This window comes from Verrucosispora sp. WMMA2121 (assembly GCF_027460185.1).
GTDB classification, from domain to species: domain Bacteria; phylum Actinomycetota; class Actinomycetes; order Mycobacteriales; family Micromonosporaceae; genus Micromonospora; species Micromonospora palythoicola.
On the sequence record NZ_JAPZBH010000004.1, the window covers coordinates 1,139,311 to 1,160,597 of the forward strand.

Below are 21,287 nucleotides of genomic sequence, written 5' to 3' on the forward strand. Positions count from 1 at the left end.
GGGTGACGCCTCAGCGGTCGACCTGGGTGAAGTCCCAGGAATGCGGCTGTCGGGCGAGCAGCATGACCGGCGGGTCGGGCAGCGGCCGAGGGCTGCTGCGCCACTTGGAGATCACCACGACCCGGTGGTCGGTGGAGGAGAAGACCTCGCTGGCCACGTGCAGCGGGTCGTGTTCGAACTCCGGCAGCGCGCTGTCGCAGACCCAGGTGATCAGGTCGGCGAGCGCGTACGGCTCCGCCCGCGCCTCCCACATCCGTACGATCACGTCGCCGTCCCCCTCAGACGCTGACCGTGGTCAGCGGCATGGCCGAATCCGCGGGCAGGTCGAGCCGGCTCGGCGCGACACCCGAGGCGACCAGGTGCGAACCGAGGGCCGCCACCATCGCGCCGTTGTCGGTGCACAGGCCGGGCCGGGGCACCCGGACCCGGATGCCGTGCCGGGCGGCCCGCTGCTCGGCCATCGCCCGCAACCGCGAGTTGGCCGCCACTCCCCCGCCGATCACCAGGGTCCGCACACCCTGGCCACGGCAGGCGTCCAGCGCCTTGTTGACGAGTACGTCGCAGACCGCCTCCTGAAAGGACGCGGCGACGTCCGGGACCGGGACCGGCTCGCCGGCCCGCTGGCGCGCCTCCACCCACCGGGCCACCGCGGTCTTCAACCCGGAGAAGGAGAAGTCGTGGCGGTGCGCGACGAGATCCTTGGCGGCGGTCAGGCCACGCGGGAAGGCGATCGCCGCCGGGTCGCCGGTCCGGGCCTCCCGGTCGATGTATGGTCCACCGGGGAAGGGCAGGCCGAGCAGCCGGGCCACCTTGTCGAACGCCTCGCCGGCCGCGTCGTCGATGGTGGCGCCCAGCGGGGTGACGCCCCCGGCCAGGTCGTCGACCAACAGCAGCGACGAGTGGCCGCCGGAGACCAGCAGCGCGATCGCCGGCTCGGGCAGCGGGCCGTGCTCCAGTGTGTCCACCGCGACGTGCGCGGCGAGATGGTTGACCCCGTAGACCGGCTTCTCGGCGGCGACCGCGTACCCCTTGGCGGCGGCCACCCCGACCAGCAGCGCGCCGGCCAGGCCCGGCCCGGCGGTGACCGCGATCGCGTCCACGTCGGCGAGCGTCACGCCCGCCTCGGTCAACGCCCGCCGCATCGTCGGCACGATGGCCTCCAGGTGCGCCCGGCTGGCCACCTCCGGGACGACCCCACCGAACCGGGCGTGCTGGTCCACGCTGGACGCGAGCGCGTCCGCGAGCAGGGTGTGCCCGCGCACGACACCGACGCCGGTCTCGTCGCACGAGGTCTCGATGCCGAGGATCAGTGGTTCGTCAGCCATGGCAGGTCTCAGTCCTGGGTGCGCTGCATCACCAGCGCGTCGGTGTTGCTCGGTTGGTAGTAGCCGCGCCGCACGCCGATCGGCTCGAAACCGTACGTCGCGTAGAGCCGCTGGGCCGGCGCGTTGTCGGCGGCGACCTCCAGCAGCACGGCGCGTACCCGGAGCCGGGTGGTCTCGGCGAGCAGCGCCTCCAGCAGCAGTCGGCCGATCCCCCGGCGCTGGACGTTCCGCCGGACCGCGATGTTCTGCACCCATGCCTCGTCGGGCGGGGCGACCGCGAGCCCGGCGTAACCGAGCACCGCGCCCTCGCCGTCGGTCGCGACCCGGTAGAAATGCCCGTGGGCCAACTCGTTCCAGAACATCGGCGCCGACCACTGCTCGGCGCCGAAGAGGTCCGCCTCGATCGGCAACACCTCGTCGATGTGCCACCAGCGGAACCGGCCGAGGCGCACCTCGCTCACCACACGACCGCTCTGCCCGCGGCTCACGGCAGGACCGGTTTGCGCGCGGTCGCCGCCACCGCGTCCGGGCGACGCAGGTAGAGCGGCGTCAACGGATCACCGGGCGCGCCGGTGCGGATCCGCTCGGCGGCCAGGGTGGCCAGCGCGGTCGCGTCCGGGTAGCGCGGCTCGGGTCGCAGCGGCAACCCGAGGGCATCGGCGTACCGGTGTGCGCCATCGCCGACCACGACGGTGACGGCCAACGCGCGGGCCCGCTCGGCGGCCACCGCGGGCGCGCCGACCTCCGGCCCGACCAGGCGCTGGCCGGCGCCGTCGTAGACCGCCCAGTAGATTTCCCGGCGCCGCGCGTCGCTCGCCGCCAGCACCGGCTCACCGGCCGCCGCCGGGTGGCCGATCGCGTCCAGCGAGCAGACACCGTACGCGGGGATGTCGAGCACCTGGGACATGGTGGCGGCGGTGACCAGCCCCACCCGCAGCCCGGTGAACGGCCCCGGGCCGACCCCGGCGACGATCGCGTGCAGGTCGGCCGGCCGGGCGGCGACGTCGGCGAGCACCGCGTCGACCTGCGGGGCGAGCAGTTCGCCGTGCGCCCGAGCGTCGACGGTGCACCGGTGCGCCCGGGGCGTGACGCCACTCGCGGTGACCTCGACGAGCGCCGCGGTCACCGCCGGGGTCGAGCTGTCCACCACCAGTACGAGCACAATGACCCAGCCTAGCCGTATTGCCTCCGGCCCTTGGACGCCCGCCCGCCATCGCCGCCGGATCGTAGCGCTCGCGCGCACTGCTGCGGTTCTCAAGGAGGCACGGGGCCAGGCGCGTCAGCGCCTGGCCCCGCGGCGACCGATCAGTTGCGTCGGCTCCACTGCTGGTTTGCTCCACCCCAGCAGCTGTACAGCTGAATCGCCGCCCCGTTACCGGTGCCACCGGCGTCGAGGCACAACCCGGACTGCACTCCGGTGATCGTGCCGTTCGAGTTGATGTTCCACTGCTGGTTCGCGCCGCTGTGGCAGTCGTACAACTGGATCCGGGTGCCGTTGCTCGTGCTGGAGTTCGGCACGTCCAGGCACTTGCCGTTCACCGTCAGCTGCCTGCCCGAGGTGTGGGTGAACCGCTGGTTCGAGCCACCGTGGCAGTCGTACAACTGGATCTGGGTGCCGTTGCTCGTGCTGGAGTTCGGCACGTCCAGGCACCGGCCGGACTGCTGACCGACGATCATCTGGCCGGACCCGCCACCGGGCGGCGGGTTGCTCGGCGGCGGGTTGCTCGGCGGCGGGTTCGAGCCCCCGCCTTCGGAGAGGGTGATGTCCGAACTGCCCTGGCTCTGGTAACCCTCGGTGGCCATGATCTGGTAGTAGTGGTTGCCCAGGTTCAGGCCGACGCGGGCCCAGGCGTCGAAGTGGTTGGCGGTGGTGATGGTCCCGCTGCTGCGCTTCTGCTGCCGGACACTCCAGTACTGGTAGAACGTCTGGGTGCCGTCGATCGACGGGGCGTTGACCCGCTGGCTGCGCAGGATGTCGTAGGTGCCCCCGTCGGTGGTGACGCTGCCCAGCCGGGTCGCGCCGCTGCTCGGGTTGTAGCTACCGAAGTTCTCGACGATGTAGTACTCGACCAGCGGACTGCGGGTCCAGCCGTACAACGCGAGGTAGCTGTTGTTGTTACCCGGGTTGTAACTGCCCGAGTAGCTGATCGTACGGCGGGTGCCCGGGTTCCAACCCTTGCCACCGACCCAGTTGTTGGTGCTCCTGCTCCACGAACTGGAGTAGCGGCCGTTCTCGCGCAACACCATGCAGGCGTCGCCGCTGTCCTTCCAGAACGAGAAGAAGAACCCGTTGTGGGTACCTTCCGTGTTCGAGCAGACCTGCCGGTCGGCCTCGGCCTGGGCGGGGCTGGCCGAGATCGCGACGGTGCCGGTGGTGGCCAACACCGCGGCGAAGGCGGCGGCAGCCAGCATTCTGACGCGGCCGCGTCGGTGACTCTTACGGTGTGTGGGGACTTCGTTCATGGTGGTGGGCTTCTCCTTGCGAGAGGCGGCGTGACGTAATCGGCGGGGTGCGTGTGGTAGAGGGACGGTCACCACGCGTCGAGGCCGCGCCATGTTGTACGAATTGCCGGACTGTCGGTTGTGGGTGCTCCACTGCTGCCTTACGTTGCCGCTGACCCCCAGACTTGAAGATGTAAGCCAGCATCTATGTTTCCGATATCGTTATCCAACGACCGACGTCAGTCAAGAAGTGTCGTCCGACCGGCTCCACGACCAACCAGGCGGATGCCGCCATCTGGTACGTACGGGCGACGTGGCGGCAGGAGCACACGGCTCAGCCGGCCGAGCGCTCCCAGTCGATGGTGGGCAGGCCGGCGTCGGCGAGCGCCTTGTTGGCGGCGCTGAACGGGCGGCTGCCGAGGAAACCGCGGGGATTCATCGGGCTGGGGTGCCCGGCCTCCAGGACCACGTGCCGCGGGTTGCCGACCAGCGCCGCCTTCTTGCGGGCGTACCCGCCCCAGAGCAGGAACACCACCCGCGACTCCAGGGTGTCGAGTGCCCGGATGGTCGCGTCGGTGAACTCCTCCCAGCCCCGGTTGGCGTGTGACCCGGGCGTGCCCTGGCGCACGGTCAGCACCGAGTTGAGCAGCAGCACACCCTGCGCCGCCCAGCCGTCGAGGGTGCCGCTGCGCGGCTTCGGCACACCCAGATCCTCGCCCAGCTCCTTGAAGACGTTGCGCAGCGACGGCGGCACCGACACACCCTCGCGCACGCTGAAACTGAGCCCGTGGGCCTGGCCGGCGCGGTGGTAGGGGTCCTGCCCGAGGATCAGCACCCGGCAGGCCGACGGCGGGCAGAGCCGATAGGCCGAGAACAGATCCGCCACCGGCGGGAAGACCGGGCCGGCGGCGTACTCCGCGGCGACGAACTCACTCAGCGCGGACATCCGCGCCGGGTCGAGATGAGGCGTCAGCACCGCCCGCCACTCGTCGGGCAGCAGCGCCAGCAGGTCGAGAGCGGGGGTGTCGTCGGGCATCGGCAACCTCTCACCGGTCGGAACGTCTGCGGGCACTGTAGGCACCGGGTACGACAGCGCTCAGCCCAGGGCGGACAGGCGCTCCGCCCAGTCGCCGCCGACCGGCTCCAGCTCCGCCGTGCGGGTGTCGTCGTCGTGCCGGTGCAGGCGGATCCGCAGATGAGCGGCGGCCAGTTGCTCGACCAGGCCCTCGCCCCACTCGACCACGGTCACCGACTCGTCGACGGAGGCGTCCAGGTCGAGGTCGTCGATCTCGGCCCGGGGATCGCCCGCGTCACCCAACCGGTACGCGTCGGCGTGCACCAGCGCCACACCCCGCCCGCTCGCCGGGTCCGGGCGGTGCACCCGGGCGATCACGAAGGTCGGTGAGGTGATGTCACCGAGCACCCCGAGGCCGGCGCCGATTCCCCGGGTCAGCGCGGTCTTGCCGGCGCCCAACGGGCCGGTGAGCAGCACCAGGTCACCGGGGCGCAGCAACCCGGCCAGCCGTTGCCCGAAGGCGTACGTGTCCGCGACCGTCGGCAGCACGAACCCGGTCACGGGCCGTCCCGCCCGCAGCTGTCGAGGAAACGGAGCAACGCGGCGTTCACCTCGTCGGCGTGCTCCAGCATCACCACGTGACCGCTGTCGGGGATCCTGACGAACTCGGCGTGCGGCAGCCGCCGGACGATCTCCTCAGAGTGGGTCAGCGGTGTGATCATGTCCTTGTCTCCGACGATCACCAGCACCGGCGTGCCGGCCAGCGCGGCCAGCGCCGGGAACCGGGAGTGGGTCGCCAGGGTACGCAGGTAGCGGGTCACCGTGTCGGCGGAGGTACGGGAGTTCATCTCCTCCACGTACGACACCAGCGCCGGGCTGGGCGACCGGGTGCCGAAGCCGTACCTGCGGGTCAGCAACCAGGCCACGTTCGTGGTCGAGCGGCGGGCCCGGTCGATGACCGCCCCGCCGTACCGGGTGACGTTGCCCGCCATGTAGAGCACCGGCGCACCCACCCGGCCCAGCAGGGCGGGCGCGACCAGCTTCGTTTCGGCCAGCAGCCCGCCCGAGGTGGCCATCAGCACGGTACCCACCACCCGGTCGCCGAACATCTCCGGATACAGCTCGGCCAGGGCCATGATGGTCATGCCACCCATCGAGTGGCCGACGAGCACCAGGGGCCCCTCCGGAGCCGCCTCGTCGATCACCCGGCGCAGCGTACGGCCGAGCGCGGTCAGGTCGTACTCGCCGCTCTCCAGTCGCCCCGACCGGCCGTGCCCCGGCTGGTCGTACGCGACGATCCGGTGCTCGCCCCGCTCGGCGAGCAGCTTGCGTTGGAAGTGGAAGGTGCCCATGTCCAGGCAGAAGCCGTGCACCAGCAGCACGGTCGGGTTGCCGTCGACCGGCCGGGTCGGCTCGACCACCTCGACGTGGATGTCGGTGCCGTCGGGCATCTCCAGCCGGTACGCCTCGTCGTACCGCTGGTCACCGAAGACCTCGTCGGCGTACGCGTCGGTGGGGTCCGCCTTCAACCGACGGACCAGGGCGCGTTCCGTGGCGACCCCGGCGGCCAGCCCGGCCGCGGCCACCCCCAGCGCCGCACCGACCAGACCGGCGGCCTTCCCGGCGGTGGTCCGGGGGCGTGGGATGCGCAGACCGGTCATGTCCGATCGCCGTCGTAGACGCGCGGGACCCGGGTGCTGCCGAACCGGGTGACGATCTCGTAGTTGATGGTGCCGACCGCCTCGGCCCAGTCGTCGGCCGTGGGCGCTCCCTCGGCCCCGTCACCGAACAGGATCGCCACGTCGCCGGCGGCCACCGGATCGTCGCCGCAGTCGAGCACGAACTGGTCCATGCAGACCCGGCCGGAGATGGTCCGCCGGGCGCCGGCGAGCTGCACCGGGCCACGGTTCGAGGCGTGCCGGGGCACCCCGTCGGCGTAGCCGAGCGGCACCACGGCGAGGTTCGCCTCGCGTTCGGTCGTGTAGGTGTGGCCGTAGGAGACGCCCGCACCGGCCGGCACCCGCTTGGTCAGCATCACCCGCGCACGGGCGGTCATCGCCGGCCGCAACCCGTACGTCTCGCCCGCCACCGGGGAGAGGCCGTAGACGGACAGCCCCGGACGGACCAGGTCGAAGTGGGTGTCCGGCCGGGTCAGCGTGGCCGCCGAGTTGGCCAGGTGCCGGTAGCGCGGGCGTAGCCCGGCCCGCTCGACCATGGCCAGGCCCTCGTGGAAGACCGCCAACTGCCGGTCGGTGGTCGGGTGACCGGGCAGGTCGGCGTAGACGAAGTGGCTCCACACCCCGACCACCTCGACCAGCCCGTCGGCCTGTGCCTTGGCGGCGGCGTCGAGCAGGGCCGGCCAGTCGGCGACCGTCGCACCACCCCGGGACAGGCCAGTGTCGATCTTCAGGTGCAGTCGGGCGGGCCGCCCGACCGTCCGGCTCGCCTCCCGCATCTCGTCGAGCTGCGACAGGCTCGCCACGCCCAGGTCGACGCCGGCGGTCACGCCGGTGTGCAGGGGCAGCCCGGGGGCGAGCAGCCAGGCCAGCACCGGGGCGTCGATGCCGGCGGCGCGCAGCGTCAGCGCCTCGTCCAGGGTGCAGACGCCGAGCCAGTCCGCTCCCGCGTCGAGTGCGGCCCGGGCCGCCGGGACCATGCCGTGGCCGTAGCCGTCGCCCTTGACCACCGCCATCAGTTCCGCGCTGGTGCCGGCGCGGAGCCGGTCCACGTTCTCCCGGATCGCATCAAGGTCGACACGTACCTCGGCCTGCCACATGCCCCCACCCTACTTTCCGCGCTGATCACCACGGCGGGGACTCAGGGCAGCCGCGCCACCACCGGACGCAGCGCGACGGCGACGTCCGGCGCGGTCACCGGGCCACCGCGGGCCGCTTCCCGGCCGGCCAGCCCGTGCAGGTACGCCGCTGCCGCCGCGGCCCGCTCGGCCGGCAACCCCGACGCGAGCAACGAGCCGAGCAGTCCGGCCAACACGTCGCCGGTGCCTCCGGTGGCCAGCGCGGGGGTGCCGGTCGGATTGACGTACGCCCGCCCGTCCGGCGTACCGACCACCGTGCGGTCCCCCTTGAGCAGCACCACCGCGTTCATCCAGGCGGCCAGTCGAAGCGTGGCGGCGACCCGGTCGGCACCCGGCTCCTCCCCGCAGAGCCGGGTGAACTCCCGGTCGTGCGGCGTGACCACGATCGGCGCGTCCCGTCGCCGGAGCTGCTCCGCCAGGGAGCCGTCGACGAGCAGGGTCAGCGCGTCGGCGTCCAGCACCACCGGCACCGGGGCGGCGAGCACGGTCCGCAGCTCGGTCGCCGCCCGCTCGTCGGTGCCGAGTCCCGACCCGCACACCCAGGCCTGCACCCGGCCGGCGTCGGCGACCCGGCCGGTGGCGATCACCGAGGGATGCTCGCGGACCACCTCCTCCCGGGCACCCCCGGCGTAGCGGACCAGGCCGGTCGGACCGGCGAGTGCCCCGCCGACGGAGAGCACCGCCGCGCCCGGGTACGTCGCCGAGCCGGTGGCCACCCCGACCACACCCCGGGTGTACTTCTCCGAGGCGGGTCCGAGCCGCGGGTACCAGTCGGCCACGTCCGACCATTCCAGGACCTGCCACGCGGGGCTGCCACGCAACCACGGCGTCAAGCCGATGTCGACGAGGTCCACCTCGCCCGCCAGCGCGGCGGCGGGTCCGACCGCCAGGGCCGGCTTCAGGGCTCCGAAGGCCACCGTCACGTCGGCGCGCACCGCGTTCGGACGGCCGGACGGCGTCAACGGCACCGCCCCGGTGTCCACCGCGACACCGCTCGGCACATCCACCGCCACCACCGTCGCCCGCTCGCCGTCCCGCCCCCGGTGCCGCAGCAGGCTCGCCGCCAACTGCTCGGCGGTCTCCCGCAGGCCACCGCGACCGCCGATGCCGACGATCCCGTCGAGCACCACGTCCACCACGGCCGGCGGTCGCGACACGACCCGTCCCCCGGCGGCACGCAGCGCGGCCAGCCCTTCGGCGTGCACCCGATCCGGGTTGAGCGGCAACGCCGACACGGCGGCACCGCGCCGGGCCAGCCGGGCACCGGCGTACAGCGCGTCGCCGCCGTTGTCACCGGAGCCGACGAGCAGCAGCACCGGCGCGGCGTACACCCCGCCCCGCCCGGCGAGCAGCAACGCGCAGCGGCGGGCCAGCCCGGCGGCGGCGCGTTGCATGAGCGTGCCGGGCGGCACGGTGGCCATCAGGGCGGCCTCCGCCGCGCGTACGTCCGCCACCCGCCAGACCGGTCTCATTCCGCACCCCGTTTCCCGATCACCCGGCCAACCCTACCGGCGCGGCGGCCGCAAGATAGCCGTCGGCAGCGCCCGCGGCAACGCCTGTGGACGAACCAGGGGTACGCCGGCCGCCGGCTGTCCACAGGGCACGACCGTCGACACCGTCACCGCCTAGCGTCGTCGGCGTCGTGTCGACGCCAGGTGGGAGGAACGATGGCCGAGGAGACGTTGGCCGTCCGGCCGGAACTGCTGCACCGGGTGGGTCGGTCGCTGGGTGACACCAGCTACCGGCTGGCGCACGGGATGTCCGGTGGGCGAGGGCTGAGCGCGCCGGCCCGGGAATGGTCGACGGCGCGGGCGCTCGCCGGCCTGGAGTCGGCCGTGCACACCTGGTCCGGTCGGCTCGCCGCCCGGATCGCCGAGACCGGCGACGCGGTGCGCGCCGCCGCCGGGGCGTACGAGTCGGTGGACGCCAGGGCCGCCGCCCGGCTCTCCGTCCTGCCCCGATGAGCGCACCCGGGCCGGTTGTCGGCTACGCCCAGCTCTCCACGGTCGATCCGGCCGCGTGGCGGGCCACCGGATCGAGCTGGGCCGGCCTGGCCGGCGTGGCCGGTCGGCGGGCCGGCGAACTCACCGACAGCGGCACCGCCCTGCGCACCGGCTGGTCCGGCAGTGCCGCCGGGTCGGCCGGTGCTCGGCTGACCGGGCTGCGCGAGGAACTGGTCGCACTGGTTCCGGCCGCGATCGAGACCGATCAGGTGCTGGCCGAGTTCGCCGCGCGGTTGGTGGCTGCCCGGGCCCGGCTGACGGCGGCCGTCACGTTGGCCGCCACCACCGGTGTGCTCATCGACCGGCGGGGCGGCGTACGCGCCGATCCCGCCCGGGTGGCGTCCGCCGGCACCGGCCCGGCGGTGGCGCAGGTGGCCTCGGCCCTGCGGGACGCCCTCGACCTGGCCGCCACGGCCGACGGGGAGGCCACGACGCGCCTCGCCCGGCTGACCGAGGCCGCCGGCGCCGGCTGGACGGCCCGGCCACCGTCGTACCGGCCGCCCCCGGACGCCGAGCCCGGTGCGGTGCGGCGCTGGTGGGCCGGGCTCACCCCGGCCGAGCGGCGCTGGTTGGTGGTGCACGAGCCGGAGCTGACCGGGCGGCTCGACGGGGTGCCGGCCGAGGCCCGTGACCAGGCCAACCGGCTGCTGCTCACAGCCCGGCGCGCGACCCTCGTCGAACGGTGGGAGCAGTTGCTGGCCCGGGTGCCCCGGGGCCCGTTGGAGGCGGCCGGGCTGCGTGGTGTCGAGGCCGCGCTGTCCGGGCTGGACGCACTCGTCGCCCGGCTGGAGTCGACCCAGCAGCCGCGGGCGTACCTGCTGGGTCTGGACGTCAGCGGCGAGGGACGGGCGGTGGTGGCGCTGGGCAACCCGGACCGGGCCACCGACGTGCTCACCTATGTACCCGGGATGACCGCCGGGCTCGACGACGCCACCGGCGAGTTGGGCCGGGCGGCGCGGGTGCTGGCCCGTGGCGCCGAACTCGCCCCGGAGACGCAGACCTCGGCGGTGCTCTGGTTGGGTTACGACGCCCCGGATTTCCTGCACGAGGCGGCCTGGGACGGGCAGGCCCGCGCGGCCGGGGAGGCACTGCACCGGTTCCAGGACGGTCTGCGGGCCACCCACGACGGCCCGCCGGCCCGGCAGACCGTGCTCGGGCACAGCTACGGTTCGTTGGTGGTGGGCACCGCCGCCCGCGACCACGGCCTCGCCGCGGACGCGTTGGTCTTCGTCGGCTCACCCGGGGTCGGCGTGACGCACGCGGCCGAGCTGGGCGTGCCGACCGGGCAGGTGTGGGCCAGCACCGCACCGGACGACGTGATCCGGCTGACCCGCCCGCCGGACCAGCTCGCCCTGCGGGCCGCGCTCAGCTCCTCCCCGGTCGGCATGATCGCCGGCTGGCTGGCCGGGCCGAGCGACGAACGGTGGTTCGGCCGCGATCCGGCCGAGCCGGGCTTCGGCGGTCGGACGTTCCCCAGCGGCCGGTACGGCCACACCGGCTACTGGCATCCGGACAATCCGGCGCTGGACGGCATGGCCCGGGTCATGCTGGGGCGCTGAGACCGGTACCGGCGGCCGGGGGGCCGCCGGTGACCGGTCGCCGCCTACTCCACGGTGACGGACTTGGCGAGGTTGCGGGGTTGGTCGACGTCGTGTCCCCGGGCGGCGGCGATCTCGGCCGCGAACACCTGCAACGGCACGGTGGTCACCAGCGGCGCGAGCAGCGTCGGGGTACGCGGCACGTGGATCAGGTGATCGGCGTAGCGGACCACCGACTCGTCGCCCTCCTCGGCGATGACGATGGTGCGGGCGCCCCGCGCGCGTACCTCCTGGATGTTGGAGACGACCTTGTCGTGCAGCATGCCCCGACCCACCGGAGAGGGAACGATGCAGATCACCGGGGTGCCCTCGTCGATGAGCGAGATCGGGCCGTGCTTCAGCTCACCGGCGGCGAAGCCCTCGGCGTGCATGTACGCCAGTTCCTTGAGCTTCAGCGCGCCCTCCAGCGCCACCGGGTAGCCGACGTGCCGGCCGATGAACAGCACCGTCGACTCGGCACGCAGCTCGCGGGCCAGCTCGCGGACCGGCTCGATCCGCCCGAGCAGCTCGCGCAGCTTGTCCGGCACCTGGTGGAGCTGGTCGACCACGGCCGCCACCTCGTCGGCGTACTTGACCCCGCGCACCTGGGCCAGGTGCAGCCCGATCAGGTAGCAGGCGATGACCTGGGTGAGGAACGCCTTGGTGGAGGCGACGGCGATCTCCGGCCCGCCGTGGGTGTAGAGCACCGCGTCGGACTCCCGGGGGATGGTGGAGCCGTTGGTGTTGCAGATGGCCAGCACCCGGGCCTTCTGCTCCTTGGCGTGCCGCAGCGCCATCAGGGTGTCCATGGTCTCGCCGGACTGCGAGATCACCACGATCAGGGTGGACCGGTCCAGCACCGGGTCGCGGTAGCGGAACTCGCTGGCCAGCTCCACCTCGCAGGGAATCCGGGTCCAGTGCTCGATGGCGTACTTGGCCACCATGCCGGCGTGGTAGGAGGTGCCGCAGGCGACGATGAAGATCTTGTCGACGTCCCGCAGGTCCTGGTCGCTGAGCCGGACCTCGTCGAGCATGATCTCGCCGGTCTCGGTCAACCGTCCGAGCAGCGTGTCGGCGACCGCCTGCGGTTGCTCCTCGATCTCCTTGAGCATGAACCAGTCGTAGCCGCCCTTCTCGGCGGCCGAGGAGTCCCAGTCGATGTGGAAGTCCTTGCCGCTGGCCGGCTGCCCCTCGAAGTCGGTGATCTCGATGCTCTCGGCCGTGATCAGCACGATCTGGTCCTGGCCCAGCTCGACCGCGTCCCTGGTGTGCTCGATGAACGCCGCGACGTCACTGGCGAGGTAGTTCTCCCCGTCGCCCCGCCCGACGACAAGTGGTGAGTTGCGGCGGGCACCGACCACCGCGCCGGGGATCGCCGAGTCGACGGCGAGCAGCGTGAAGGCACCCTCCAGCCGCTGGCAGACCACCCGCATCGCGGCGGTCAACAGCTGGGGCCCGTCCGGCTGACCCGCCGCACGCAGGTCGGTCAGGGCGGCGGAGAGCAGGTGCGCGGCGCACTCGGTGTCGGTGTCGCTGGTGAAGCTGACACCCTCGTCCTCCAGCTCGGCACGGAGCTTGGCGAAGTTCTCGATGATGCCGTTGTGGATCACCGCGACCCGCCCGTCGGGTGACAGGTGCGGATGGGCGTTGCGGTCGGTGGGGCCGCCGTGGGTGGCCCACCGGGTGTGTCCGATGCCGGTGGTGCCGTCGCCGATGCCGATCGGGCTCGCTCCGCAGCCGGCCGGGTCCTCGGCCGCCCGCTCGGAGAGCACCTTCTCCAGGTTCGCCAGCTTGCCGGCCTTCTTCTCGGTCAACAGCGTCCCGTCGCAGACGACGGCGACGCCGGCCGAGTCGTAGCCGCGGTACTCCAACCGCCGCAAGCCGTCGAGCACGATGCCGAGCGCCGGTCGGGCACCGGTGTAACCCACGATTCCACACATGGGTCGCAGCCTAACCAGTTTCGCTCACGATGTCTGCTCGAAACAGGGGTAAACAATCACTTAATTTGAGCGATCCGGCGATCGTGGCGATCGGAGCGACAAAGCACGCGCTCGAGTGGCGGGCGGGTCGGCTCGCCACACCCGTACCCTGACGGGCGTGACGAGCCGCGATATCGACCCGCTGGTGGCCCGGATGCGCCCGTTCGGGACGACGATCTTCGCCGAGATGTCCGCTCTCGCGCTGCGTACCGGCGCGGTGAACCTCGGGCAGGGTTTCCCGGACACCGACGGCCCGCCCGAGATGCTCGCCGCCGCGGCGCAGGCCCTCAACGCCGGCCGCAACCAGTACCCGCCCGGCCCCGGCATCCCCGAGCTACGGACGGCCGTGGCGGCGCACCAGCGCCGCTTCTGGGGTCTGGAGTACGACCCGGACGGCGAGGTGGTGGTGACCGCCGGCGCCACCGAGGCCGTCGCCGCGGCCATCCTCGCCCTCTGCGAAGCCGGCGACGAGGTGGTCTGCTTCGAGCCCTACTACGACTCGTACGCCGCCTCGATCGCCCTGGCCGGCGCGGTCCGGCGGCCGGTCACCCTGCGTCCCCAGACCGACGGGCGGTACGCCTTCGACCCCGACGACCTGCGGAACGCGTTCAGCGCCCGGACCCGGCTGGTGCTGCTCAACTCGCCGCACAACCCGACCGGCAAGGTGTTCACCCCGGACGAGCTGACCCTGGTCGCCGAACTCTGCCAGGAGCACGGCGCGTACGCGGTCACCGACGAGGTGTACGAGCACTTGGCCTTCACCGACGCCGCCAGCGGGCACCTGCCGCTGGCCACGCTGCCCGGGATGCGTGAGCGCACCCTGCGGATCTCCTCGGCCGGCAAGACCTTCTCCTGCACCGGCTGGAAGGTGGGCTGGGCCAGCGGGCCGGCGGCGCTGGTGTCGGCGCTGCTGCGGGTCAAGCAGTTCCTCACCTACGTCAACGCCGCACCCCTGCAACCCGCGGTGGCGGTGGCACTCGCCCTGCCCGACGACTACTTCACCGCCTTCCGAGCCGATCTGCAGGTCCGCCGCGACCAACTGATCGACGGGCTGAGCGCGGCCGGGTTCGACGTGCTCACCCCGGAGGGCACGTACTTCGTCACCGCCGACATCACCGCTCTCGGCGGCACCGACGGCGTCGACTTCTGCCGTACGCTGCCCGAGCGGTCCGGTGTGGTGGCGGTACCCACCCAGGTCTTCTACGACGACCCCGAGGCCGGTCGGCGGCTGATCCGGTTCGCCTTCTGCAAACGCCCCGAGGTGCTGGCCGAGGCGGTCACCCGGCTGCGCCGACTGCCCGAGGTCCGGTGACCGACGCGCCGTCAGCCCGGACCGTGGGCCGGGCGGGTTTCGGCCGGCACCGCGACGGCCGGTGACCGTGCGGCCCGGGCCCGCCGCCGCGCCGCCGACCAGGCGAGCACCATCGCGACGAGGAACAGCGCGGGCGCCATCTGCGCCAGTTCGGCGGCGGACCGGACGTCGTGGATGACCGCGAGGTAGCGGGCGCGTTCGGCGGCATCCTGCCAATCCTCCGGATCCACCCCGAGGTAGTCGTGGACCAGGAAGAGCGCGAAGGCCGCCGGCACCCCGACCAGCACCAGTGGTAGCCGCCCCCGGGTCGACCGGCGCAGCGCCATCCACCAGGTCAGGGCGGCCAGGGCCACGGTGCCGACCACGACGAGCACCGATGGGGCGCCGAAGGTGGGCCACCAGGCGTTGCGCCGGTCCAGCTCGCTCGCGGTGGCGCCGTACACGGTGACCCAGGGCAGTGCGATGCCGGCGAGCAGCGCGATAGTGCCGGCCGACGCGACGACGACCCGGCCGGAGCCCGGCCACCAGCTGGTCAGCACGACCGCGGCGAGGGTCGCGACGGCGAGCACCGCGCACGCCAGGCCCGGGGTGCCGTAGCCGAACCAGATGGACCCGTAGTCCGGTTCCAGGACGGGCACCAGCCGGCGGACGACCTCGGCCCAGCGGGCGGCACCCTCGTCCGGTCCCGACGACAGGTGGTAGGCGGCACCGACCAGAACCGTGGACATGGCCAGCAGGGCAGCGCCCGCCGCGACGGCGGCTGCCCGCCCCGCGTACCCGGGTAACACCGCCGAGGCAATTGCCAGCAGCATCAGCGGCACCAGCACGAGCAGGTACGCCCAGCCCCACCCGTCGATTTCGGTGACGGCCAGCCCGGTGGTCGATTCCTGCTGGACGAGCGAGTTTCCTCTGGTGCTGCCCAGCACTCTGAGCGTCATCTCGGACCACGGCGCCGCCACGGAACCGACGGCCAGCCCCAGCGCGATCATGATCGAAATCAGGCGACCCCAGCGGGCGCCGAGCCAGCTCTGCGGTGTGCCGGGCGGCGGCACTGCCGGCACGAGGCCGGGCCGGCCGACAGCACCAGGCGGATCCGGATAGGACACACTCACCCCCGTAAAACACGCATCCGCCCTTCGGCGGCCGGACGCTATCGTTCCACGGCACGCGACCTGATGGGGAGAGGCACCCGCCCCAATGGACGCCTTCGACCACGTGCAGGCCTGCGGCACGGGTGCACCGGCCACGGCCTCACTGGCCGCCGTGGGATCAGGCCGGGCTGGCGGTGCGGACGTGGGCGGCGATGCGCTCGGCGACCTCGCGGGCGGTCTGCTCGGTGGCGGCCTCGACCATCACCCGGACCAGCGGTTCGGTACCCGACGGGCGCAGCAGTACCCGGCCGGTCTCGCCCAGCTCGGCCTCGGCCCGCTCGACCTCGGCGCGTACCGCCGGTGCGGCGGCGCCGACGGTGCGGTCACCGACCGGCACGTTGATCAGCACCTGCGGCAGCCTGGTGACCACGCTGGCGAGCTCGGCCAGGGGACGACCGGTGGCCGCGATCCGGGCCATCAGGTGCAGCCCGGTGAGCACGCCGTCGCCGGTGGTCGCGTACGCCGGCATGACGATGTGCCCGCTCTGCTCGCCGCCGAGGGCGAGCCCGGAGGCCCGCAGTTCCTCCAGCACGTACCGGTCACCGACCTTGGTCTCGACCAGTCGGATGCCCGCCGCGGACATGGCCAGGCGCAGACCGAGGTTGCTCATCACGGTGGCGACCAGGGTGTCCCCGGTCAGCGTGCCGGCCTCCCGCATGGCCAGCGCCAGGATCGCCATCACCTGGTCGCCGTCGACCTCCTCGCCGTCGGCGCTCACCGCCACGCACCGGTCGGCGTCACCGTCGTGCGCGATGCCGAGATGCGCCCCGTGTTCCACCACCGCCTCGCGCAGCGCCTCGATGTGGTTGGAGCCGCACTCGTCGTTGATGTTGAGCCCGTCCGGCTCGGCGTTGATCGCGATGACCTCGGCACCGGCCTCCCGGTAGACCGCCGGGGCCACCTCGGCGGCGGCGCCGTTGGCGCAGTCGACCACGACCTTGATTCCGTCGAGGCGGTGGGGAGCCGTTCCGGCGACGTGCTGCACGTAGTGGCTCGCGCCGTCGAGCAGGTCGTGCACCCGGCCCACTCCCGCGCCGACCGGACGCTGCCAGGCGGTGGTGGCGTTGGCCTCGATGGCCGCCTCGATCCGCATCTCGATCTCGTCGGGCAGCTTGTGCCCGCCGGCGGCGAACAGCTTGATCCCGTTGTCCGGCATCGGATTGTGCGAGGCCGACAGCATCACGCCGAGGTCCGCCTTGGCCTCCGCGGTGAGGAACGCCACCGCCGGGGTGGGCAGCACGCCGACCCTGATCACCGTCGCGCCCGCGCTGGTCAGGCCGGCCACCACGGCAGCCTCGAGCATCTCGCCGCTGGCCCGGGTGTCCCGGCCCACCACGGCCAGTGGGGCGCGGCCACGATCCGACTCGGCGAGGGTGTGGGCGGCCGCGACGGCCACCGAGAGCGCCAACTCCGGGGTGAGGTCGGCGTTCGCCCGCCCGCGTACGCCGTCCGTGCCGAACAACCGGCCCATACCCACAACCTCCGATGAACTGCCGATGCTAGGAGAAACGCCTTGTCGTGCGGCAACGGAAACGGCCGGCCCACCTCCCCGTCGAGGGGAGGCGGACCGGCCGTCCGTCAGAAGTACAAGGTGCGGCTGGAGATCAGCGCTTCGAGTACTGGGGAGCCTTACGGGCCTTCTTGAGGCCGTACTTCTTGCTCTCCTTGACCCGGGCGTCCCGGGTCAGGAAACCGGCCTTCTTCAGCGCCGGGCGGTCGTCGGGCTCGCTGACGATCAGCGCCCGGGCGATGGCCAGCCGCAGCGCACCGGCCTGGCCGGTGGTGCCGCCGCCGCGCAGGTTGGCGATGACGTCGAACGCCTCGGGCTTCTCGGCGGTCACCAGCGGATCCTTGATCAGCTGCTGGTGCACCTTGCTCGGGAAGTACGCCTCCAGGTCACGCCCGTTGCAGGTGATCTTGCCGGTGCCCGGCACGATGCGCACCCGGACGATGGCCTCCTTGCGCCGACCCACGGTCTGGATCGGGCGGTCACCACGAGGCGCGCGCGCGACGGGCGCCGGCGCCTCGGTGGCCTCAGGGGCGACCTCGGTGGCGGTGATGTCGGTCATGCTGCTTCCTTCGCCCGCGCTCACTGCGCGATCTGCTTGATCTCGAACGGCACCGGCTGCTGCGCGCCGTGCGGGTGCTCGGCACCGGCGTAGACCTTCAGCTTCTTGATGAGCTGACGGCCGAGCTTGTTGTGCGGGAGCATCCCCTTCACCGCCAGCTCGATGGCCCGCTCGGGGCGCTTGGCCAGCAGCTCCTCGTAGCCGACCTGCTTCAGGCCACCCGGGTAACCGGAGTGCCGGTAAGCGATCTTCTGCTGGCGCTTGTTGCCGGTCAGCGCGACCTTGCCCGCGTTCACGACGACGACGAAGTCGCCCGTGTCGACGTGCGGCGCGAAAGTCGGCTTGTGCTTGCCCCGCAGCAGCGTGGCGGCGTGGGTGGCCAGGCGGCCCAGCACGACATCAGAGGCGTCGATGACGTGCCACTGACGCTCGATCTCACCCGGCTTCGGGCTGTACGTACGCACAGGTCTACCTTGTCTCGTCGTCGGTCTGGGGTAGCGCGCCGAGGTGACCAGGACATCCCAGCCGGACCAGCGCGCACGAACGACCAAGCGTACCTCAGGCGGCACGCCCACAGATGTCGTACAACAGCAGGCAACGATACCCGCAGCCCCGCCGGCCGGTCAAAACGGGGTCCGACCGGCGGGGCGCGCGGAGGCCGACATGACGGTCGTCACACCCCGGCGCGCGCCATCCGACTGCCGGGACGTAGGTACGCGACCCAGGTGATCACGAGCAGCACCAGGAAGAATCCCACGTAGAAGCGCAACGCCGGCTGGATGCCCCCGTAGGTCGACCGGGCCCAGGCGTAACAGATCGGCACCAGGAAACCGCCGAAGGCACCGACCGCGGAGATGATGCCCAGGGCCCCGGCCGCCTGCCGGCGCATCGCCAGCATGATCTCCGGCGTGCCGCCCCGCTCCTCGCCCTTGACCTGGAAGATCCTGCTGATCATCCGGTAGGTCGAGCCGTTGCCCACGCCGGTGGCCACGAAGAGCAGCAGGAACGCCACGAAGAACAGGCCCATGTTGCGCTGCTCGACCGACCAGAGCGCGCCCAGGGCACCGACCGCCATCAACACGAAGCTGGCCACCGTGACCCGGGCCCCACCGACGACGTCGGAGAGGCGGCCGCCGAACGGCCGGCAGAGCGAGCCCACTCCCGCACCGAGGAACGCCCAGGCCAGTGCCACGTCCGGCCGGCCGAACACCGAGTTGAGCAGGGTGGGGAAGGCAGCCGAGTAGCCGATGAACGAGCCGAAGGTGCCGATGTAGAGCAGCGACATGATCCAGGTGTCGCGGTGCCGCAGCGACGACCAGACCGGCCGCACGTCGGCCTTCGCCTCGACCAGATTGTCCATGAACAGGTACGCGCAGACGGCCGCGATCACCGCCAGCGGGATGTACATCAGACCGGCCCGGGCCAGCGCGAGTCCGCCGCCCAGCACGATCACCTGAGGCACCACGAACTGCACGACGGCCACCCCGATGTTGCCGCCGGCGGCGTTGAGCCCCAACGCCCACCCCTTCTCCCGCTCCGGATAGAAGAAGGAGATGTTGGCCATGCTGGAGGCGAAGTTGCCACCGCCGAACCCGGCCGTGGCGGCGATCAGCAGCAACGGCACGAAGCCGATCTCCGGATGCTCGACCGCCCAGGCCAGCCCGGCACAGGGCACGATCAGCAGCAGCGCGGAGATGACGGTCCAGTTGCGCCCGCCGAAGACCGGCACGGCGAAGGTGTACGGCAGGCGCAGCAGCGCGCCGACCCCGCTAGGCACAGCGGTCAACCAGAGCGCCTGGCTGGTGGTCAGCTGCCATCCGGCGTCGCCGAGCCGGACGACGACGATGCTCCAGAGCAACCACACGGAGAAGCCGATGTGCTCCGCGAAGATCGACCAGATCAGGTTGCGCTGGGCGACACCGCGACCGATCCGCCGCCAGAAGGCCGGATCCTCCGGTGCCCAGTGCCCGATCCACCGACCTGGTCGGCGGTCCAGGCTCTCCTCTTCGATTACCGTCGGCTGCTCGCTCGTGGTGGTCATGCCGCAGAAGCTAGGGAGCCGCCGTTACCGCGGCGTTCGCCGTTCGGGTCGGCCCGGCAACGGGGATCGCACCACGTGCCGACGACGGCGGTGAGGAACGGGTCGACTCAGAGCTGCTGGAGAATCCGCAACGCCCGGTCCACCCGCCGCATCGTCTCCGCGTCGGCGACGTCCACGCACTCGGTGAACCATTTCTTCATCGGCGAGGAGATCCGGTCCGGCATCACCATCCGGTCACCCATCGACACCGCCAGTGGCGAGTCGCGCAGCAGCGCCGTCTCCACCACCTCGGTCACGATCACGATTGGCACCGCCGTGGAATTGTAGACATCGGAACTGATCACCAGACCGAGGCGCTCCCGGGCCCCTTCGATCCGCCAGACCTCGCCCCTACGCAGCACGCGGTGGACCACCGAAGAGCAGATCGTCGACCATGCCGACCTCCTGGGCATCGGCCAGCGAGGCGGATTCCAGATCCAGCCCGGCTCGCCCGACCGCGGCGGCGTGCGCGGCGAAGACCTCGCGCAGCGCCTTCTCCCGGGCCGCCTGGTCCATCCAGGCGGAGAGCGAGAGCCCTTCCCGTTTGGCGAACCGCCGGGCGTCCGCGATCGTCTCGTCAGCGAACGACAGAGTCACCTTGGCTGTCATACCGACAGACTACCCACTGGTATGACTCTCAGTCATCCCGGCGTGCCGCCCGCGGCAGCCCGGAGATGCCCGTGTCCCCGCTGTCGAGCTGATGGCGCGGACGGATCGTCGACGGTTCCGCCGGGCGCGTGGCCGCCGATGACGGCGAAGCGCCACGCCTTGAAGAAGCAGTCCACGTCCACCAGGCCCGCCTCGGTCAGCCAGCCGCACTGCTGATCCACAGGTGCGGGGCGGTCGTAGGCCATCCGCTGCCCGGCAGCGGCGATCTCGGCGGCGTCGGAACCGAGCGCCGCGACCTGCGCCAGCCAGACGTCGTGGTATCGCCGGTCCAACTCCGGGGTCGGGCCCGCCACCTGCTCGGCGTTGACGAAGACTCCGCCGGGCACCAACGCCGCCGCCGCCCGACGGTAGAGGTCGCGCTTGGCGGGATCGTCCAAGTGGTGAATGGCCAGCGCGCTGACCACCGCGTCGTACCGCCCGGCGGGCAGCGGATCGACCAGGTCGGCGACCACCACCCGGTGCGCGACGCCCCGGCCGGCCAACCGCTCGGCGGCGCCGGCCAGCATCTGTGGCGCGGCGTCCACCAGGGTCAGCCGCACGCCGGGCACGGCGGCGGAGAGCAGCGACGACAGCAGACCGGTCCCGGCGCCGAGATCGAGCACCTCGGGCGTACGCCCGGCGGTCAGGGCGGCCCGCAACGGTGGCGCGGCCACCTCGACGGCCGTGGTGTAGAACGCGTCGTAGCAGGGCACCAGCCTGCGGCGGGCGGCGTCGTAGCCGCCCGCCGCCGCGTCGAACGTTTTGGCCACGCTCATGACAGCCTCCCATATAGCAGGATTCTCGTTCCACATTGTAGACCTCGCGAGCCGGCTCTCAGCCGCGGTGCGGTGTGAGCGGCTCTTGACAGGAC

General features: G+C 72.3%; 22 protein-coding genes. 3 read left to right on the forward strand and 19 right to left on the reverse strand.

From position 1 onward, the window contains the following. Positions 1–10 precede the first annotated feature (10 nt). From O7605_RS05925 to O7605_RS05970, 10 genes are all read right to left on the reverse strand, one after another. Entirely contained in the window at positions 11–265 is a 255-nt protein-coding gene (locus O7605_RS05925; RefSeq protein WP_269738265.1) for a hypothetical protein, read from the reverse strand. Between the two features lie 13 nt (positions 266–278). Continuing rightward, the gene (gene tsaD / locus O7605_RS05930; protein WP_269738266.1) at positions 279–1,325 is read right to left on the reverse strand and encodes a tRNA (adenosine(37)-N6)-threonylcarbamoyltransferase complex transferase subunit TsaD; all 1,047 of its coding nucleotides are present in this window, start codon (positions 1,323–1,325) and stop codon (positions 279–281) included. 8 nt (positions 1,326–1,333) lie between these two features. Beyond that, a complete protein-coding gene (rimI, locus tag O7605_RS05935; RefSeq protein WP_269738267.1) occupies positions 1,334–1,786 on the reverse strand; it encodes a ribosomal protein S18-alanine N-acetyltransferase in 453 nt (150 codons plus the stop codon). A 23-nt stretch (positions 1,787–1,809) separates the two neighbouring features. Continuing rightward, positions 1,810–2,487: a tRNA (adenosine(37)-N6)-threonylcarbamoyltransferase complex dimerization subunit type 1 TsaB gene (tsaB, locus tag O7605_RS05940; RefSeq protein ID WP_269738268.1), complete on the reverse strand. Its 678-nt coding sequence runs from the start codon at positions 2,485–2,487 to the stop codon at positions 1,810–1,812. Positions 2,488–2,630: 143 nt separating this feature from the next. Beyond that, entirely contained in the window at positions 2,631–3,788 is a 1,158-nt protein-coding gene (locus O7605_RS05945; RefSeq protein ID WP_269738269.1) for a glycoside hydrolase family 11 protein, read from the reverse strand. A 313-nt stretch (positions 3,789–4,101) separates the two neighbouring features. Next, a complete protein-coding gene (gene ung / locus O7605_RS05950; protein ID WP_269738270.1) occupies positions 4,102–4,803 on the reverse strand; it encodes a uracil-DNA glycosylase in 702 nt (233 codons plus the stop codon). Between the two features lie 60 nt (positions 4,804–4,863). Continuing rightward, complete coding sequence (gene tsaE, locus O7605_RS05955) at positions 4,864–5,361, reverse strand: tRNA (adenosine(37)-N6)-threonylcarbamoyltransferase complex ATPase subunit type 1 TsaE (RefSeq protein ID WP_269738731.1); 498 nt, start codon at positions 5,359–5,361, stop codon at positions 4,864–4,866. Beyond that, positions 5,340–6,443, reverse strand: coding sequence for an alpha/beta fold hydrolase (locus O7605_RS05960; RefSeq protein ID WP_164447844.1), 1,104 nt, complete (start codon positions 6,441–6,443; stop codon positions 5,340–5,342). The genes tsaE and O7605_RS05960 overlap by 22 nt, the downstream gene beginning before the upstream one ends. Next, positions 6,440–7,558, reverse strand: coding sequence for an alanine racemase (alr, locus tag O7605_RS05965; protein ID WP_269738271.1), 1,119 nt, complete (start codon positions 7,556–7,558; stop codon positions 6,440–6,442). Before alr ends, O7605_RS05960 begins: the two co-directional genes overlap by 4 nt. 41 nt (positions 7,559–7,599) lie before the next feature. Continuing rightward, positions 7,600–9,069 (reverse strand): NAD(P)H-hydrate dehydratase, encoded by a 1,470-nt coding sequence (locus O7605_RS05970; protein ID WP_269738272.1) that lies wholly within the window; start codon positions 9,067–9,069, stop codon positions 7,600–7,602. Positions 9,070–9,264: 195 nt separating this feature from the next. On the opposite strand from O7605_RS05970, the gene O7605_RS05975 reads away from it, so the two are divergent. Together O7605_RS05975 and O7605_RS05980 are read left to right on the forward strand one after the other, a co-directional pair. Continuing rightward, a complete protein-coding gene (locus tag O7605_RS05975; protein ID WP_269738273.1) occupies positions 9,265–9,561 on the forward strand; it encodes a type VII secretion target in 297 nt (98 codons plus the stop codon). Then, positions 9,558–11,159: an alpha/beta hydrolase gene (locus O7605_RS05980; RefSeq protein ID WP_269738274.1), complete on the forward strand. Its 1,602-nt coding sequence runs from the start codon at positions 9,558–9,560 to the stop codon at positions 11,157–11,159. Before O7605_RS05975 ends, O7605_RS05980 begins: the two co-directional genes overlap by 4 nt. A gap of 44 nt (positions 11,160–11,203) precedes the next feature. Here the strand turns inward: O7605_RS05980 and glmS are convergent, their stop codons facing one another. Continuing rightward, positions 11,204–13,117, reverse strand: coding sequence for a glutamine--fructose-6-phosphate transaminase (isomerizing) (gene glmS, locus O7605_RS05985; RefSeq protein WP_269738275.1), 1,914 nt, complete (start codon positions 13,115–13,117; stop codon positions 11,204–11,206). Positions 13,118–13,274: 157 nt separating this feature from the next. Here glmS and O7605_RS05990 point away from each other — a divergent pair, with 157 nt between their 5' ends. Next, positions 13,275–14,468, forward strand: coding sequence for a pyridoxal phosphate-dependent aminotransferase (locus O7605_RS05990; protein WP_269738276.1), 1,194 nt, complete (start codon positions 13,275–13,277; stop codon positions 14,466–14,468). An 11-nt stretch (positions 14,469–14,479) separates the two neighbouring features. On the opposite strand, the gene O7605_RS05995 is transcribed toward O7605_RS05990, so the two are convergent. From O7605_RS05995 to O7605_RS06030, 8 genes are all read right to left on the reverse strand, one after another. Further along, entirely contained in the window at positions 14,480–15,457 is a 978-nt protein-coding gene (locus tag O7605_RS05995; protein ID WP_269738277.1) for a hypothetical protein, read from the reverse strand. A 280-nt stretch (positions 15,458–15,737) separates the two neighbouring features. Continuing rightward, on the reverse strand, positions 15,738–17,090 hold the full coding sequence (gene glmM / locus O7605_RS06000; protein ID WP_269738278.1) for a phosphoglucosamine mutase: 1,353 nt from the start codon (positions 17,088–17,090) through the stop codon (positions 15,738–15,740). Between the two features lie 133 nt (positions 17,091–17,223). After that, positions 17,224–17,688: a 30S ribosomal protein S9 gene (gene rpsI, locus O7605_RS06005; RefSeq protein WP_018784602.1), complete on the reverse strand. Its 465-nt coding sequence runs from the start codon at positions 17,686–17,688 to the stop codon at positions 17,224–17,226. 20 nt (positions 17,689–17,708) lie between these two features. Continuing rightward, positions 17,709–18,152, reverse strand: coding sequence for a 50S ribosomal protein L13 (gene rplM, locus O7605_RS06010; RefSeq protein WP_093411456.1), 444 nt, complete (start codon positions 18,150–18,152; stop codon positions 17,709–17,711). 209 nt (positions 18,153–18,361) lie between these two features. Next, the gene (locus tag O7605_RS06015) at positions 18,362–19,729 is read right to left on the reverse strand and encodes a NarK family nitrate/nitrite MFS transporter (protein WP_269738279.1); all 1,368 of its coding nucleotides are present in this window, start codon (positions 19,727–19,729) and stop codon (positions 18,362–18,364) included. A 107-nt stretch (positions 19,730–19,836) separates the two neighbouring features. Next, the gene (locus tag O7605_RS06020) at positions 19,837–20,142 is read right to left on the reverse strand and encodes a type II toxin-antitoxin system PemK/MazF family toxin (protein WP_269738280.1); all 306 of its coding nucleotides are present in this window, start codon (positions 20,140–20,142) and stop codon (positions 19,837–19,839) included. Then, entirely contained in the window at positions 20,120–20,377 is a 258-nt protein-coding gene (locus tag O7605_RS06025; protein ID WP_155214581.1) for a hypothetical protein, read from the reverse strand. Before O7605_RS06025 ends, O7605_RS06020 begins: the two co-directional genes overlap by 23 nt. A 32-nt stretch (positions 20,378–20,409) precedes the next feature. Next, the gene (locus tag O7605_RS06030) at positions 20,410–21,192 is read right to left on the reverse strand and encodes a class I SAM-dependent methyltransferase (RefSeq protein WP_269738281.1); all 783 of its coding nucleotides are present in this window, start codon (positions 21,190–21,192) and stop codon (positions 20,410–20,412) included. Positions 21,193–21,287 lie beyond the last annotated feature (95 nt).

Bases quoted from the DNA above. Each gene is read 5' to 3' on its own strand.
- tsaD (WP_269738266.1), bottom strand. From the start codon at position 1,325: ATGGCTGACGAACCACTGATCCTCGGCATCGAGACCTCGTGCGACGAG.
- O7605_RS05945 (WP_269738269.1), bottom strand. From the start codon at position 3,788: ATGAACGAAGTCCCCACACACCGTAAGAGTCACCGACGCGGCCGCGTC.
- ung (WP_269738270.1), bottom strand. From the start codon at position 4,803: ATGCCCGACGACACCCCCGCTCTCGACCTGCTGGCGCTGCTGCCCGAC.
- O7605_RS05960 (WP_164447844.1), bottom strand. From the start codon at position 6,443: ATGACCGGTCTGCGCATCCCACGCCCCCGGACCACCGCCGGGAAGGCC.
- alr (WP_269738271.1), bottom strand. From the start codon at position 7,558: ATGTGGCAGGCCGAGGTACGTGTCGACCTTGATGCGATCCGGGAGAAC.
- O7605_RS05970 (WP_269738272.1), bottom strand. From the start codon at position 9,069: ATGAGACCGGTCTGGCGGGTGGCGGACGTACGCGCGGCGGAGGCCGCC.
- O7605_RS05975 (WP_269738273.1), top strand. From the start codon at position 9,265: ATGGCCGAGGAGACGTTGGCCGTCCGGCCGGAACTGCTGCACCGGGTG.
- O7605_RS05980 (WP_269738274.1), top strand. From the start codon at position 9,558: ATGAGCGCACCCGGGCCGGTTGTCGGCTACGCCCAGCTCTCCACGGTC.
- glmS (WP_269738275.1), bottom strand. From the start codon at position 13,117: ATGTGTGGAATCGTGGGTTACACCGGTGCCCGACCGGCGCTCGGCATC.
- O7605_RS05995 (WP_269738277.1), bottom strand. From the start codon at position 15,457: ATGATCGCGCTGGGGCTGGCCGTCGGTTCCGTGGCGGCGCCGTGGTCC.
- glmM (WP_269738278.1), bottom strand. From the start codon at position 17,090: ATGGGCCGGTTGTTCGGCACGGACGGCGTACGCGGGCGGGCGAACGCC.
- rpsI (WP_018784602.1), bottom strand. From the start codon at position 17,688: ATGACCGACATCACCGCCACCGAGGTCGCCCCTGAGGCCACCGAGGCG.
- O7605_RS06015 (WP_269738279.1), bottom strand. From the start codon at position 19,729: ATGACCACCACGAGCGAGCAGCCGACGGTAATCGAAGAGGAGAGCCTG.
- O7605_RS06025 (WP_155214581.1), bottom strand. From the start codon at position 20,377: ATGACAGCCAAGGTGACTCTGTCGTTCGCTGACGAGACGATCGCGGAC.
- O7605_RS06030 (WP_269738281.1), bottom strand. From the start codon at position 21,192: ATGAGCGTGGCCAAAACGTTCGACGCGGCGGCGGGCGGCTACGACGCC.